General features: G+C 43.8%; 15 protein-coding genes. 12 read left to right on the top strand and 3 right to left on the bottom strand.

The genetic code is table 11. From position 1 onward, the window contains the following. Positions 1-87: 87 nt before the first annotated feature. Positions 88-840, top strand: coding sequence for an energy-coupling factor ABC transporter ATP-binding protein (locus tag PSE7429_RS15575; protein ID WP_009628217.1), 753 nt, complete (start codon positions 88-90; stop codon positions 838-840). Between the two features lie 77 nt (positions 841-917). Next, positions 918-2,057, top strand: coding sequence for a glycosyltransferase family 4 protein (locus PSE7429_RS15580; RefSeq protein ID WP_009628218.1), 1,140 nt, complete (start codon positions 918-920; stop codon positions 2,055-2,057). 201 nt (positions 2,058-2,258) lie between these two features. Here the strand turns inward: PSE7429_RS15580 and PSE7429_RS15585 are convergent, their stop codons facing one another. Further along, the gene (locus PSE7429_RS15585) at positions 2,259-2,873 is read right to left on the bottom strand and encodes a Uma2 family endonuclease (protein WP_009628219.1); all 615 of its coding nucleotides are present in this window, start codon (positions 2,871-2,873) and stop codon (positions 2,259-2,261) included. 63 nt (positions 2,874-2,936) lie between these two features. Between PSE7429_RS15585 and PSE7429_RS15590 the strand changes: the two genes are divergently transcribed. From PSE7429_RS15590 to murQ, 3 genes are all read left to right on the top strand, one after another. Next, positions 2,937-4,196 carry a lipid-A-disaccharide synthase-related protein gene (locus PSE7429_RS15590; RefSeq protein WP_009628220.1) on the top strand — a complete coding sequence of 420 codons (1,260 nt, stop codon included), beginning with the start codon at positions 2,937-2,939 and terminating at the stop codon, positions 4,194-4,196. A 275-nt stretch (positions 4,197-4,471) separates the two neighbouring features. Next, positions 4,472-4,657 carry a PCP reductase family protein gene (locus PSE7429_RS15595; protein WP_009628222.1) on the top strand — a complete coding sequence of 62 codons (186 nt, stop codon included), beginning with the start codon at positions 4,472-4,474 and terminating at the stop codon, positions 4,655-4,657. Then, a complete protein-coding gene (gene murQ / locus PSE7429_RS15600) occupies positions 4,654-5,625 on the top strand; it encodes an N-acetylmuramic acid 6-phosphate etherase (protein ID WP_009628223.1) in 972 nt (323 codons plus the stop codon). Before PSE7429_RS15595 ends, murQ begins: the two co-directional genes overlap by 4 nt. Before the next feature lie 348 nt (positions 5,626-5,973). On the opposite strand, the gene PSE7429_RS15605 is transcribed toward murQ, so the two are convergent. After that, complete coding sequence (locus tag PSE7429_RS15605; protein WP_009628224.1) at positions 5,974-6,615, bottom strand: GAF domain-containing protein; 642 nt, start codon at positions 6,613-6,615, stop codon at positions 5,974-5,976. A 126-nt stretch (positions 6,616-6,741) separates the two neighbouring features. Here PSE7429_RS15605 and PSE7429_RS15610 point away from each other — a divergent pair, with 126 nt between their 5' ends. The 6 genes from PSE7429_RS15610 to PSE7429_RS15635 all read left to right on the top strand — a co-directional run bounded on the left by PSE7429_RS15610 (position 6,742) and on the right by PSE7429_RS15635 (position 13,541). After that, positions 6,742-7,293 (top strand): Npun_F5560 family protein, encoded by a 552-nt coding sequence (locus PSE7429_RS15610; protein ID WP_009628225.1) that lies wholly within the window; start codon positions 6,742-6,744, stop codon positions 7,291-7,293. Between the two features lie 415 nt (positions 7,294-7,708). Beyond that, positions 7,709-8,287 carry a hypothetical protein gene (locus PSE7429_RS25225; protein WP_009628226.1) on the top strand — a complete coding sequence of 193 codons (579 nt, stop codon included), beginning with the start codon at positions 7,709-7,711 and terminating at the stop codon, positions 8,285-8,287. A 374-nt stretch (positions 8,288-8,661) separates the two neighbouring features. Beyond that, positions 8,662-9,363, top strand: a complete 702-nt coding sequence (locus tag PSE7429_RS15620; protein WP_009628227.1) for a GUN4 domain-containing protein — start codon at positions 8,662-8,664, stop codon at positions 9,361-9,363. 266 nt (positions 9,364-9,629) lie between these two features. Then, positions 9,630-10,421, top strand: a complete 792-nt coding sequence (gene yidD, locus PSE7429_RS15625; RefSeq protein WP_009628228.1) for a membrane protein insertion efficiency factor YidD — start codon at positions 9,630-9,632, stop codon at positions 10,419-10,421. A gap of 260 nt (positions 10,422-10,681) precedes the next feature. Continuing rightward, on the top strand, positions 10,682-12,433 hold the full coding sequence (locus PSE7429_RS15630) for a succinate dehydrogenase/fumarate reductase flavoprotein subunit (RefSeq protein ID WP_009628229.1): 1,752 nt from the start codon (positions 10,682-10,684) through the stop codon (positions 12,431-12,433). 247 nt (positions 12,434-12,680) lie between these two features. Beyond that, entirely contained in the window at positions 12,681-13,541 is an 861-nt protein-coding gene (locus tag PSE7429_RS15635; protein WP_009628230.1) for a pentapeptide repeat-containing protein, read from the top strand. A 128-nt stretch (positions 13,542-13,669) separates the two neighbouring features. Here the strand turns inward: PSE7429_RS15635 and PSE7429_RS15640 are convergent, their stop codons facing one another. Further along, positions 13,670-14,902 carry a murein hydrolase activator EnvC family protein gene (locus PSE7429_RS15640; RefSeq protein WP_009628231.1) on the bottom strand — a complete coding sequence of 411 codons (1,233 nt, stop codon included), beginning with the start codon at positions 14,900-14,902 and terminating at the stop codon, positions 13,670-13,672. Between the two features lie 478 nt (positions 14,903-15,380). Here PSE7429_RS15640 and PSE7429_RS15645 point away from each other — a divergent pair, with 478 nt between their 5' ends. Continuing rightward, positions 15,381-15,617, top strand: a complete 237-nt coding sequence (locus PSE7429_RS15645; protein ID WP_009628232.1) for a hypothetical protein — start codon at positions 15,381-15,383, stop codon at positions 15,615-15,617. Positions 15,618-15,712 lie beyond the last annotated feature (95 nt).

The following is a 15,712-nucleotide window of genomic DNA, read 5'->3' on the forward strand; positions in this document are numbered from 1 at the left end:
CGGCGCACGCTGTGCGTGCGCCGCAGGTTTTAGGGTTTTATATTTAATTAAGCCCACTTACTTACAATTAAACATAATTGATTCATAATGCATCACAATCCTATTTCCATTGAAAACCTCAGTTATGTCTATCCTGATGGAATTCAGGCTTTGCAAGGGATCGATCTCCAAATTAAAGCAACGGCAAAAGTCGCGATCGTGGGAGCGAATGGTTCGGGCAAATCGACATTACTGTTGCATCTCAATGGCATTCTGATGCCGCAGCAAGGAGCAATTGTGATCGGAGAAATGCCTGTCCTACCTTGTAACTTAATGGCAATTCGGAACTTTGTGGGGGTCGTCTTCCAAAATCCTGACGATCAGTTATTTATGCCAACGGTATGGGAAGATGTCGCCTTTGGCCCGATGAATCAGGGCTTGCGGGGGAAAGATCTAGAAATCAGGGTTGCCGAAGCTTTAGTTGCGGTGGGGCTAGATCTCGCTAAATACCGAGAGCGGCCATCGCAAAACCTTTCAGGGGGCGAAAAAAAACGAGTGGCGATCGCTGGAGTTTTGGCGATGCAACCCCAAGTTTTAGTGTTTGACGAGCCATCGGCTCAACTCGATCCGCGATCGCGTCGCCAGTTAATTCAACTCTTGCAAACCTTGCCTGAAACGCAATTAATCGCCACCCACGATCTGGATTTGGTATTAGATCTTTGCGATCGCACCATCGTGTTGAGTGAAGGCAAAATCGTTTATAACGGCGAAACTAGAGAAGTATTAAGCGATCGGGAGTTTCTGCTTGCCCATGCCCTCGAAATGCCTCTAAGCCTGAATTCTAAGTCTGAATTAAGGTAAGCAATTAAAATTTCAGTTGATGGATGTAAGCCCCAATCTCGAACTAAATTATCGCGAACATCACTATAATTTTAATAATGCAAAAACATATTCTATTTATTTTGCCTTACCTAAACCAAGGAGGCACTGAAAAACAAGCCCTTAGCCTGATTGAAGGATTGCGCGATCGCTACAAAATATCGCTACTAGCCCCCGATGGGAAAGGCGCACCCCAATTTAGAGCATTGCCGATTTTGCAGCGGCAATACACAAAATGGGAGATTAATTTTTTTAAGGGCTTACCTGAATTGATTTCTGGAATTAAAGAAATTCAAAAAGAACAAGCGATCGATTTAATCCATATTCATGGAGCCCATGAATTGATGTTAGCTGTGCGCTGGATCGTCCCTAAAATTCCGATCGTCTTTACGGTACATGGTTACCACGGGAGCGGGACGAAGTTTAGTTATCAGACATCATGCTGGTTTAGTAATTGGTGTGCCGATCGCGTGATTAGCGTTTGCGAGGCGGAGTATAACCTTCTCCTCGAATTAGGACTAGATAAAAACAAACTCCATTTAATTTATAACGGGGTTAAAGAGCCCATTCTCGATATCGATAAATCCTTAGAACTCTGTCAAAAATTCCATCTCGATCCCTCCCATCAAATTATTCTCGGTACTGCGGCTCGGCTGGATGAGGCAAAAGGGTTAACTTACTTAATCCAAGCCTTTGCAATCCTGAATTCCAGCCAATCTTCCCGCGAACAGGGAACGCAAGACAGGAATCAAGATTTGCGTTTAGTAATTGCTGGTAATGGTGATTTGGAGGCATCTTTAAAACAAGAATCGCAGGATTTAGGAATTGGCGATCGCGTAATTTTTACAGGGTATCTCAACGATTTACCCAATCTGATGCAATTATTCGATATTTTTGTATTACCTTCTCTTCAAGAAGCTTGCAGTCTTGCCTGCGCGGAAGCAATGTCTCAGGGTAAACCAGTGGTGGGTACTTGTGTGGGTGGTATCGCCGAGCAGGTCAGCGATCGCGAAACTGGGTTTATTGTCAATCCTCGCGATCCTGAGCAATTAGCCGCAAAGTTAATGGAATTAATTAACGATCGCAACCTCCGCGATCGCTTTGCCAAAAAAGGTTATGAGCGCTATCGCCAACTATTTTCCAACGAAATCATGCTCGAAAAAACCGCAGAATTATACAATTTATATCTCTCCAAGTAAAAAAACAAAATGAAAGGCGGCGCGATGCGCCGCCTTTCATTTTGTTTTTTTACTTGGAGTTCGGAATAATTTGAAACGGGTTTTGAGAAAGGGTTTGCTTCGCAAACCCTTTCTCAAAACCCAAAAGTAAAAGCTTTGCTTAGCAAAGCTTTTACTTTTGGACTTTTAAAATTTGCCAATTTAACCCGAATTGACTTTTTCTTAGGCTATTTGAAAAATTGCATCAGTCATCAAATTTAATTCAGGAAAAACATCTGATTCAATCCGCTTTCCAGCGGTGAACAAAGATAACTGATACTCCCCTTCAATTAATTTGCAAACTGTCACTGTTGGCTGTTTTGGCTTTCCAATATACCGAACTGCACCCAAAGCCCGATAGTCAACAATCCAATATTCCGCAATTCCCATTGTTTCATATGCCGCTAGTTTGATTGCATAATCATCGCTCCAGTTCGTACTGACAACCTCAATGACCAAAGGTACAGTTTTACCATTTTGAATTACTGAAACCTTTTGCCATAGAGGTTCATTTACCAGTTCCCGTCGATCTAGTACCACCACATCAGGTATAAAACCTGTATCTGCCATCTCTGGCTTTAGTAGACACATTCTGCTAACAAAATAGTTAGGATATCCACTACGAATCTCTAACGTTAGCTCTTCAGCTAAAAAACTAGTGGTTAATTCATGATCACCGATGGGCATCATTTCTCTAACAACCCCTCTGTATAGCTCATAGCGTTTACCATTTTCTGGATACCACTCGATAAATTCTTCAAAGCTCATGCGATCGAAGTCAACAAGTGTTTGCATCATCGCCATACCTCTAACTTTTGAGTAAGATCTGATTGCCTTAATAGCCTTAATATATTTTACGATATGCCCCAATCACTGCAAAAATCACCGCAAAAAAGAGCTCAAAAAAGAGTTTTATTTATTAGTAATGGTCATGGCGAAGATCTGAATGCTTGTGAAGTCTTGAAAGCTTTGCGAAACAAATATTCCCATCTAGAGACGATCGCTTTGCCACTGGTGGGGGAGGGAAATGCTTATCGTCGTGCGGGTGTAGCGATCGCTACACCAACCAAGGCTTTACCGTCGGGTGGATTTGCCTATATGAGTTGGCAAAAGCAAATTGAGGACTTTCAATCGGGATTAATCGGGCTCACTTGGCAGCAAATTAAGGCGGCGCGTGCATGTGGTCAAACTTGCGATTTTGTTTTTGCTACTGGTGATGTGCTTCCTGCTATTTTTGCCTATTTGACAGGTTTACCCTATGCCATATTTTTAGTCTCATCATCGGGTTTTTACGAGAATCGCTATATTCCTAATTTGCTACAAGCTCTGATCATGCGATCGCCGCGATGCCGACAAATCTTGACTCGCGATGCCTATAGCGCAGAACTGATCCGACAAAGGGGTTATCCAAATACTTGTTTTGTGGGCTATCCGATTATGGATGTGTTAGAACCTACGGGCAAAGATTTACATTTAATTGCCGCGCCGACGATCGCTTTGTTGGCGGGCAGCCGCTTGCCTGAGGCAGCGGAAAATCTGGCATTACAATTACGATTATGTGAGGCAATTGTCCGAGAATTTGCCCCTAATCCTGTCCAGTTTCGGGCTGCCCTTGTCCCTAGTCTCATGCCTCAACTACCTGAAATTGCGTCTTTAGTGGGTTGGCAATATAGCGATGGCAAACTGTATCAGCCTGAGCTAGATATGGCCGTTGTTTGTTTTAGCGATGCTTTTGCCGATATTTTGCAGCAATGCGATCTCGCGATCGGCATGGCAGGAACTGCTGTCGAGCAAGCTGTCGGGTTGGGTAAACCTGTTATCCAGATTATAGGTAAGGGACCTCAATTTTCCTATCGATTTGCCGAGGCTCAGGAACGTTTATTGGGCTTGTCAGTGCAAACCATTGGGAAGGAAGCAGCTACCCCCAAAATTTTGCAAGAAGCGGCCCAATGTGTAAAGCGCACCATTGCCGATCGCGAATATTTAGAGCGTTGTCAACGCAATGGGTTAGAAAGAGTTGGTGCAAAGGGTGGTTCTGAAAATCTAGCCCATGTGATCGCGAGCCAATTAGAGAATTGTAAATCTACGAATTGTAAATCTACGCAAAGCAAATTTTGCTGATGAGAGAGGTAATGGCATACTAGCGATCGCTACCTAAACTAAAGAATAAGTAGCTAGGCATAAACTTAAAACCTAGAAGAGCATACCGCCCGCGCAGCGGGCGGTATGCTCTCTGGCTTTGATTTTTAATTATGCCGAACTACTTAATACCAATTCCCAAAAGTGTGGCTACACTTTTGGGAATTAAAAACCAAACCCAGTAAGGGTTTTAAAATCACAAAATGGCGTAGCCATTTTGTGATTTGGTATAACTAATAACTAAGCAGACGAAAACCATGCCACATTCTGATTATGACGAAGGGTTAACTTGGACTGTCGAAGCAAAAGTCAAGTATAAAAATATTCCCTACTTTGTGCGCTCTCAGGCTCGCCAGCGGATCGAACAACTCGCCCAAGCATCGGGTAGTGATACGATTACCGCAGAAATTGTCGAAAAAGCAAGAGTTGAGTTCGGTCAGTGAATAGCGCTAACAACACCCTAAATAACGATCCAAATAACGATCCAAATAACGATCTCGGTGATCGCGGTTATTTATTAACAGAGCAAGCTAATCCCCATAGTCAAAATTTGGATCGGCTCAAGGCAATCGAAATTGTCGAACTGTTTAACCAAGAAGATGCCAAGGCAGTTGCGGCTGTCGGGCAAGAAAAAGAAGCGATCGCCCAAGCAATGGAAGCGATTGCCGCCGCGATCGCCAATGGTGGCAGGTTGTTTTACGTTGGTGCTGGAACGAGTGGCAGGCTCGGCGTTTTGGATGCGGCTGAATGTCCGCCCACTTTTTGTAGCGATCCCGAACTGATTCAAGGGATCTTGGCGGGTGGCATGAATGCCATGGTACGTAGCTCGGAGGCTCTTGAAGATCGCGAAGGTGATGGGGCTGAGGTGATCGCCCAAAGACAAATTTGCGATCGCGATGTGGTCTTGGGTATTACCGCAGGCGGAACTACGCCCTATGTCCATGGAGCGCTCAAGGAAGCCGCAAAAAGAGGGGCAAAAACGATCTTTTTTTGTTGCGTACCGCCCGAACAATTTCCGAGGCAATACGATATTGAGATTCGTCCCCTAGTCGGTGCAGAAATCTTGGCAGGTTCGACTCGACTCAAGGCAGGGACGGCAACTAAGTTGGTATTAAATACCATTTCCACAGGCGTAATGGTGTTGCTTGGTAAGGTTTATGGCAATCGCATGATCGATGTTGCCGTTACCAATAGCAAACTAGAAGATCGAGCTATTAGGATCATCCGCGATCTCACCAGTCTCAGTCGTGAGGCGGCGGCGTTACTATTAGAAAAATCTGGTAAACGGGTTAAATTGGCTCTAATCATGCATTGGCAAAATCTCGATGTTGCCACCGCCGAACAATTGCTACAAGACTCCCACGGTCATTTAGGCAAAGTCGTGAATCTTTTCCCCGTTAATAATTCATAAATAATTAGTGGTGTAAGGCTTACACCACTAATTATGCTAATTCACGAAAGTGTTGTCACACTTTTGTGAATTAAAAACCAAACCCATTAAGGGTTTTCCAAGCTCAAAATGGCATAGCCATTTTGAGCTTGGGTATAGCTATAGTCAGTAATGTTAGGACAAACATCAAACCCAATAGAGAGTTGCGGCGCTTTGCGCCGCAACTCTCTATTGGGTTTGATTTTTGTTCTAACATTCCTGACTATAGCTATGACTATAGCTATATTTAATGTGAGTTCGGGATAATTTGAAACGGACTTTGAGAATTTACTAGCTTCACCCGAATTGACTTGAATTACTAAAAATATACTAAAAATCTAAGGGACGATATTCTGCATGAAGTTGGGCATTAACGATAATTGCTGTAATGCTCTCCATGCTGTACTGCATCATCATGGCGATCGCTTCATCAAAATGATTTGCCTGAGAATGGGTCAGCGTAATAATCCCGATCGCATTAATGCCATATATTAGTGGTAAAGCGATCGCCGATCTTGCCTTATAGGGTTGATTGGGTAACTGTATCCAGCGATCGTCAGTCATTGCGTCATGGATAATTCCAATCTGACGATGACGTAACGCCCAGCCCGCTAGTCCATCGTCAATCACTTTAGAAATTACGGTGTCTTTAAGATCTCGCGTGACAGGTCCCCTTGCTAAGATACTCTCCATAATTAACCCATCTTCATCGATTAGAAAAATACTTCCTTCATCGGCTTCAGTATATTGAGTGAGAGTTTCTAAGGTGTTTTTTAATGTCGTTTTAAGAATTAAACTGCCACTTACCGATTGGGCATAGGAAATAGAATTTTTGAGTAAAGTGGTTTGTAACTGGATCGCAAATTGAGCAGCTTTTAGTAATAGATGCTCTTCTAGACTGTTTTGTAAAGGAATGATATGCAAAAGGCTGTGGATCGAATTCTCTTGAGCGTCGATTATTTTGGGGTTCATGCGCGGTTACGGATTGCTGCAAAAAAGCGGTTTTGGGAAAGATTGCTGAAATATATCCCAGTAAATTGCTAATCGAGTACTTGTGTGCTATAAATCTTAGCCTAAATTCCCTCATGAATTGCACCTATGAATGCCACAGTAAATGCCCTCGCGAACTCATCCGAAAACATGACTAATAATCTTCAGCAGGAAATCAATTTACTTAAGGTCGATTTGGAGCAGAAGGATCTGCTAGTGCAGCAGCTTTCTGAAGAGCTTTTTCGTTTGGTGAAAGGCAATACCGCCTTTTTACCCAATGCGGAGGTTCACGAGCAGCATTCAGAGGAGATGAGATTTTTGGCAGAAAAACTTGCTATGGTCGAAAATCAACTGATGGCAACCCAAGCCCAAATCCAAGAACGCGATCGCGAAGCCGTGGAATTACGCCAGACGATTCAAGATATGAGCGATCGCAATCGGATGTTGGAACAAGTCGTGCAAGAATTGCCCAATATTTACCGTGCTAAATTTGCCGAGCGGATCGTTCCTATTAAGCAAAAGATCGAAGCACTCCAAAAGGAAAATCGCCAACTACATATCGAATTGCAAAGCCTCAGTTTCCGTCTGTCTGGGCGCACTCGTCGTCCTACGGCACAGCAACGCCTTGAGCTTCCTAGAGTCGTTCCCGCTGTCGGTTAAAAGCTTTCCGCAAAAAACTATGAGGATGGGCGGCACTTCGCGCCGCCCATCCTCATAGTTTTTGGTGATTTTTTAAGAGCTTTACCCCAAATTTAAGGGAGATTAGAATATTTTATAAACTCTATTGTGAGATGTAATAAATCATAGATAGCAATGTTTAGATAGACCCAAATGATACTATCGGGCTGAACTGGTTGTTTTTGTTATATTCTCAAATTAGGTGCAGCCACTTATCAAAATATTTAGAGTATTAACTTTTTCGGTAGAATTAACTGGCAAGGCTATAGCTTTAGAAGTTTTTTTAGCGATCGCGATGATTGCATCAGTAATCGTCATCACTAGTTAAAAGTAATTAAAAGTTTTTGAGCGCATTTTAAGCACATCTTAAATATAAAATTTTCGAGGAAAGTAAAGCATGAGTACCAGTAACGACACCAAGGCTGAAGGCTCTAAGCCAGAAATCGTAAAGCCCGAAGAAAAATCCTCCCGCCCCACTAAAGCTAAGGCTGAAACTGAAACAACTGTAAAAACAGGTACAGTAGATATCTCAGCTTTGGCGGTTAAAGAAGAATCTCAACCCGTCACAGCATCAATCGAACAAAAAGGTTCATTAATTGTGACTGAAACCCTTAAGCATTATGGCGATCGCCCCATTGTTGATGGAGGCTTTCGTGCCGTTGAGTATTTCAACAGTTCGGGCGAACGTCCGATCGAGGCGAGCAAGTTAGCAATTAGCAGCACCTACACGACGATGGGCGGTCAACGTCCAATTACCAATAGCGGTGTCCATGTGACAGGTACGTTTTTCTCTTCGGGCGAACGTCCTGTCGTTGAAGATGGATTTGTGATTGTCGACAAGTTCTATATGGCGGGTGAGCGTCCTGTAGGTTCTTCAGGTTTAGTTGTAGACGAGACTTATTCCCAAATGGGAGGTACGAGACCTGTGGCTTCTAATGCGATCGACAGTGCAGGCCTGATGGGTTACATCGATTAATTCTTGGAAAGCTTAAAAAGCATTTTTTAAGTATCTCAGCATAATTAAAATTCAGAGCTAAAACCTGCGACCCTGCGCCTGCGCCGCAGGTTTTAAGGTTTCATATTTAATTAAGTCCACTTATACCAGTTCACGAAAGCGTGACAACACTTTTGTGAAATAAAAACCAGACCCAGTAAGGTTTTTTAACTAAAAATGGCGTAGCCATTTTTAGTTTTGGTATTGGTTTTGGTATTACTTATATAAATGCCAAAAGTGCAAAAGTGAAGGCGGCGCAAAGCGTCGCCTTCACTTTCTCCTAACTTTACTGGCAATAGCTATAGTTAAGGGTGTAAATTCAAAGTGGTGCGATTTTTGCGATTTTTAAGATTCTGATGGATACAAAACTGACCGCGTTAAAAGATAAGTTGTTTTCAGGTAAAGAGGCAAATCAATTACCTGCGATCGCTGAATTAGCAAATCTCGAAGCCGACTTTGGCGAAGAAGGCTTACAAATATTAGATGAATTTATTCAAGCACGTAAAGCTGCTAATACAGAAGTGACATGGATCGATGGCAAAATCCATCAAGTTTTATTGCAGAGCAATTTGCCAAAGGCAACCGAGTTAGTTCAAAGCTATTATGCCAATGGAGCCGTTACGTTAAAGTCGGAAAAAGCGATCGACTATCAGCCAATTCAAATTTTGTTGGCAAAACAAGAATTTGAAGAAGCCGATCGCATTACTAGTAAAAAATTATGTGAGGCTGCTGGAGCAGATGCCTTGGCGAGAGGTTGGCTGTATTTTACGGAAGCAAAGTCAATTCCGATTAGCGATCTGCAAACGATCAATCAACTATGGCTAGTTTATTCTGAAGGTAAGTTTGGATTTTCCGTACAGCGCAAAATTTGGCTGAGTCTTGGTAAAGGATGGGAAAAGTTTTGGCTAAAAATTGGTTGGAAAAAAGATGGCTCCTTTACTCGCTATCCTAAGGAATTTATTTGGAGTTTGGATGCACCGAGGGGACATTTACCGCTTTCTAATCAATTACGGGGCAATAAAACTATGCAAGCAATTTTTTCGCATCCAGCTTGGTGAGGATTGTATAGCTGCCGCCAGTTTTGTTAGGACGAAATTAAAACCCAAAATATTGTTGCCGCGCTCTGCGCGGCAACAATATTTTGGGTTTTCAAAGCTCAAAATGGCGTAGCCATTTTGAGCTTTGATATAAGAGAAGGTTGGCACTTTGCGCCATCCTTCTCTTTAGCTACTTAGAATTATTAAGAAGCAATAAACTTTGATTGTTAGTTCTTGTATCATAGCCTCACAGTTTAATTGGCTTGATTGTCTAAAGGTGGCGAAAAATGCAGAGGAAAATCGCTGTAAGTAGTCCGATCGCCCATATTTTCAATAATGCATCGCGGGGGCTTGCCGTAGCCGCCATAAGCGGCTATCAAAAATTTATTTCACCCCATAAAGGCTTTTCTTGCGCTCATCGTGTTCTTTATGGATGTGAATCCTGTTCTCAATATTTTAAGAGGGTGATTGCGGAAGAGGGGATTACTACGGCGATCGCTAATGCTAAGGGGAGATTTCAAGAATGTCGAGAAGCTAATGAAATTTTAAAGGAAAAACGAGCTAAATGTAGGGCGCGGCAAAAATATTATGCCAATCGAGATTATGCCAATCGAGCGATCGTTGCCATGGACTCAGCAAACTCTGAAGAACCAGAACTTCCTGAAGAACCAGAACTTCCTGAAGATTCTGAATTCCCTGAAGAACCCAGAGCTAAAAGAATCGGTGGTGGAAGGTGGAATCGCCAAAGGCAATCTGAGGTAAACCCATCTAATAATCTTAACGGTACTAATAATGCTAATAATAATTGTGTTGACTGGGTGAATTGTAACGATTGCGGTAATTGTGGCGATGTCCTCAATGTGATTCCCAGTGATTGTGGCAAAGATCCTCATAATAGTAATTCTTGCCCCGATTTAAGCTGTCCCGATTTAAGCTGTCCCGATTTAAGTTGTCCCGATTTAAGCTGTCCCGATCTCAACTGTGGTAATGCTGACTGTTTTTCGGGAATGGATTGTAGCGGTTGCGGTGACTGCGGTAACCTCGATTGTGGTGGTGCTGACTGTGGTAGTTGTGGGTAAAAAGACTAGAAGCGCATACATTTCGCGTAGCGGAATGTATGCGCTTCTAGTCTTTTTACTAGCCGATGTTAATACCAAGTTACAGCAATTATCGATCAAACGAACCACAAGGAAATTCCTGAAAGTGTTGCAAAGCAACACTTTCAGGAATTTCCTTGGTTTGGGTTTGAGCGCAAAGCGCTATAAGAAATGGCGTAGCCATTTCTTAACTTGGTATTACACGGTTTTATGATGGGAGTAATCCAAAAAAGTTAAATCCTATGATCGACCATGATGTATTAATTATCGGAGGCGGGTTAGCTGGCTCTAGAGCTGCCTTGGCAGTTGCCCAAAACTATCCCCATCTCAGCGTGGGACTTATTTCCAAGGTGCATCCGATCCGATCGCATTCCGTCGCCGCTCAAGGAGGGATTGCCGCATCTCTTCAAAATGTCGATAATGACGACTGGCTTACCCATGCCTTTGATACGATCAAAGGCTCCGACTATCTTGCCGATCAGAATGCCGTCCGCGTTTTGACCCAATCCGCTCCTGACGTAATTATTGATTTGGAACATTTGGGGGTTTTATTCTCGCGAGCCGATAATGGCAAGATCGCCCAAAGAGCGTTTGGAGGACATACCAATAGTCGCGCCTGTTACGCCGCCGATAAAACGGGACATGCGATTTTGCATGAATTGGTCATGAATTTACTGCGATTGGGGGGCAAGATTTACCAAGAATGGTATGTAATGCAGTTGATTTATGAAGAGGGAAATAATGGACAAGAGATTAAAGGATTTGTCGCCTATAGCCTTGAAACTTCTGAAATAGAATTGTTTCGGGCAAAGGCAGTACTGATGGCTACGGGGGGCTATGGCAGAGTATTTAACACTACTTCTAATGATTTTGCCTCAACGGGTGATGGTTTATGTTTGACGGCAAATATTGGACTGCCCTTGCAGGACATGGAATTTGTGCAGTTCCATCCCACGGGGTTATACCCTGCGGGGGTGCTGATTTCTGAGGCAGTAAGGGGTGAGGGAGCTTATCTGATTAATGATTTGGGCGATCGCTTTATGGCAAATTATGCGATCAGCAAAAATCGGATGGAACTCTCTCCCCGCGATATTACTTCGCGCAATATTGCTTGTGAGATCGCGGCTGGACGGGGTATCAATGGCGGTAACTACGTGCATCTAGACGTGCGTCATTTAGGGCGAGAGAAGATCCTCAGTCGCATTCCCTTCGCCCGTGAAGAGGGCTTGCGTTTAGCGGGAGTGGACTGTATCGACAGTCCTTTGCCCGTGCGTCCCACAGCCCATTATTCTATGGGGGGGATTCCTACAAATATCGATTGTCAAGTCATTGGTACGGATAGCAAAGCGATCGCTGGCTTTTTTGCGGCGGGCGAATGTGCTTGCTTATCGGTGCATGGTGCAAACCGATTGGGGGCAAACTCACTTTTAGAATGTGTCGTCTTTGGTAAAAGGGCGGGTGAGCAATTGGGAGCCTATGTCAGCGATCGCGCCATGCCCAAACTCGATCCCCTTGCGTATATAGCCGATGCTGAGGCTAAACTCAAAGGACTGTTATCGCAACGAGGTAATGCTCGCATTGCCGATATTCGCCAACAGTTGCAAGATACGATGACCGAGCATTGCGGCATTTATCGGGACGATCGCCGTTTAAGGGAAGGTTTAGCCAAGCTGCAAGTCCTACGCGATCGCTACGAACGTGATCTTTGGGTAGATGATCGCGGTTCGGTATTTAATATGGAAATGATGCAGGCGATCGAACTGAAGAGTTTGCTGACGGTGGGCGAGATCATTATGTCTAGTGCTTTATCTCGGGAAGAGAGTCGTGGGGCGCATTCTCGCGATGATTACCCACAGAGAGATGATGCCAAATACCTCAAACATACGCTCGGTTATTTAGAAATGGGTGCGGTAAAAACGAGCAATCGCCCCGTGGATATGAGTTTACAAACCATTGATCGCGATCGGTTTACTCCCCAAGAGCGCAAATACTAAGTAGCTAGGTGCAATTACATATAAAACTCCAAAACCTGTAGCGCATGCGCAGCGATTGACATGACATGAATTGACATGAATTGACCTAGATAGTGAGAAAATCGTAAACCAAGATAAATATAATGTTTGCGGTTTCCAAGATCATGTAGATACCTGAGAAACCGCGATAAGCTGGGAATAGATTGTGCTGACATTTTGGGCAACCTATTCCTAAAAGTTTGCTAGTTTTGCGGGTGAAAGATTAATTGTGGCGATCGACGAATTTAAAAAACTGCTTGATCTAGGCGTAAATGCTTGGAATCAATGGAAAGAGACTCATCCCGATATTCGTGGGGTCGATCTTAGTGAAATTCAGCTAGAGGGCATGGATCTCTCTGGAATTGACTTCAGCATGGTTAACCTACGTGGGGCAAAGTTTCGAGAAGTTAATCTTGGCTCGGCAAATCTCCGTGGGGCTGATATGAGCATGGCAAACTTCCGAGGTGTAAATTTGAGTGGGGCAAACCTCAGTTCGGCTCATCTCAGTATGATTTGTTTAAGTGAAGCGAATCTCAGTCAAGCAAACCTCAGTGGAGCCGATCTTCGTGGCTCTAATCTCCGTCTGGCTAATCTTGATCGCGCCGATCTATCTACAACTAAGCTGAATATGTCCTGCCTAAATGGAATTAGCATGATTGGGGCGAGTTTAATCGGTTCCAATCTCAGCCGTGCAGAGTTAAGAGAAGCAAATCTAGCGGGAACAGATTTTAGTCGGGCTAATTTAAGCGAAGCCGATCTCTCCCACAGCAATCTCAATGTTTCAACTCTGGTAGGAGCGGACTTGATTGGGGCAACTTTAATGGATATTGACTTGAGCGAGTCAAACCTATCGCGGGCAAATTTGATCGGAGCCAATCTCTATCGAGCCAATCTCTGCGGCTGCGATCTCATCGGAGCCGATCTCCGTGGGGCAAATTGCAGTGAAGCCTATTTTATTGGTGCCGATTTAAGTCGTGCCGATCTCAATCGTGCTGAGTTCACCAGTGCTAATCTCAGTAAAGCCAATTTTAGCGGTGCAAATACGGAAACTGCCGATTTTCAAGGTGCGATTTTGCCAGATGTTTGGTAGTAACAACAGAAAATGGCATAGCCATTTTGAGCTTTGGTATAAGATGCCAACCCCAATTTTCCAGAATCATTGGGGCAGCTCCGTCGCCCCAATGATTCTGGTTTTATATAATGCTTGGACAGCGATAGTTATAGATAGGCGGCAGGATCGATCGGTTCGCCGTTAGCGCGTAATTCAAAGTGTAAATGGGGACCCGTAGAAAATCCTGTCGAGCCGACGGCTGCGATCGGCTGTCCCTTTTCGACTGCATCGCCATCCTTCACGTATATTTCGCTACAGTGACCATAGAGGGTCGTCATGCCATTGCCATGATCGATGATCACTGCATTCCCATAGCCACCATACCAGTCGGCATAGATGACTCTGCCTTGGGCGCTAGCATAGACGAGGCTGCCGTAGTCCGCGCCAAAGTCGATACCTGAGTGAAAGCGCTCGGTTCCTAAGATGGGGTGGGTTCGCCAACCAAAATTGCTTGTAACAGGTCCAATGGTGGGATACATTAGCTGACCAGATCCTGGAGGTAAAACGAGCCCAGAGTAGGGCTGTACCTTTGCCAAAATAATTTGGGATAAACGCCGCGAGTCTTCAGCAAGGCGATCTTCTGCTTGGATGAGAGCTTGCCGATCACTTTTGAGTCGTTCGATCGCATTTTGTTGAGCCACCGCTTCGGCTTCGATATTCGCTTTTTGATATTTCAGTTTTTGGGTTAAAAGTTCGACTTCATTTCTTTGGGCAATTACTTGATTGCGTTGTTTTTCAACCTGTTCGGACTTTTGGGTCAGGTTGGCGAGCAAGCGGCGATCTCCATCGTAAATCCTTTCAATCTGGCGGCGGCGATCGGCAAATTGATTGAGATCCCGACTACTCAGTAATGTCACCCACCATCGTTGCAACTGTTGTCTTTGTAAGTAACGCAAACGAGCGCTAGTGGCATCCCGTTTTTTATTGAGGTCGTATTCTAATTCTTGGAGCTTGGTACTGAGAAGTTGAAATTGGTTTTTGGCTTGGAGAATTTTTTTCTCGTTTTCTTTAATCTGCGCGTCGGTGACCCGAACATTACGCCTTAATGCCTCTAGTCGAGATTGGGCAGGTTTGGCAAGCGCGTTAATCTGTTCCTGCTGCTTTTGAATGATTTGACGCTGTTGCTCGACAAAATTTTGATAATTTTTTAACTCTTCTACGGACTGGGATTGGGCGGATTCTATAGGTCCTAAGGCAAAATAGCAACCAGTAGCCATTGCCAAAATTACCATCCCTATCCCCAGAAATTGCCAGAGCCCCCGTCCAATCTTGGTATTAATTCGGACAATGCTCGACAAAGATTTACTAGGTATCTTTTGCCAATAATGGCGATCGTACATTCAGTCCACCACATATCTACAAACTAGGGCAAGATTTTAACCGTATTTTGTCATGAATGAAACCCTATTGCGATCGAATTAGCAATTCGCCCTAGTAGTTCCCGCTGAGTAGCTAGGCGCAATCAAAACCTCAAATATGAGTGGCGGCGCAGAGCACCGCCACTCATATTTGAAGGTTTTATTTCCTAAGCAAACCCCGTAGGGTTATACCAATTCCGCAAATGGCTTTGCCATTTGCGGAATTGGTATAACCCCAAGAAGAGAATGGCAGTATTACTGCCATTCTCTTCTTGGGGTTAATGCTAAGTTTAAAAAATAACATTTAACTTTTAATAATATTTCTGTATCTTTTAATACTTAAGTCTAAGTATGTATTACTTTCATGACATACTTTATTCATATCTGTATTACTGCCTGCTAGCCATAGCAGATCTAAATTATTTATCAGAAAAATAGGGCTGCGACTAGGAATATTGCTATGAACACTACTACCCGCCAACACCTATCAAAAACCACGAGAAATATTAGACAGAATGCTCCTCAATGTCTAACTCCCTTGCCTTCTACTTGGGTAACCCTGCTAGACCCACCAAATTCTAGTTGCTATGATGAAGCATTATTAATGTGTCAATATTCTGATGGATGTTGGGCGGCATGGATTCCCGATTTTGGGGAAATTGGATTGCATTCAGGTCAGTTTTGTCGCCTGTCCTAAATCCCAGCCAAAAAAGATGTGAGTGGCAGCGCGAAGCGCCGCCACTCACATCTTTTTTGGTCTTATCCCAAATCACAAAATGGCGTAGCCATTTT

The sequence above is a fragment of the Pseudanabaena biceps PCC 7429 genome (assembly GCF_000332215.1).
Lineage (GTDB): Bacteria > Cyanobacteriota > Cyanobacteriia > Pseudanabaenales > Pseudanabaenaceae > Pseudanabaena > Pseudanabaena biceps.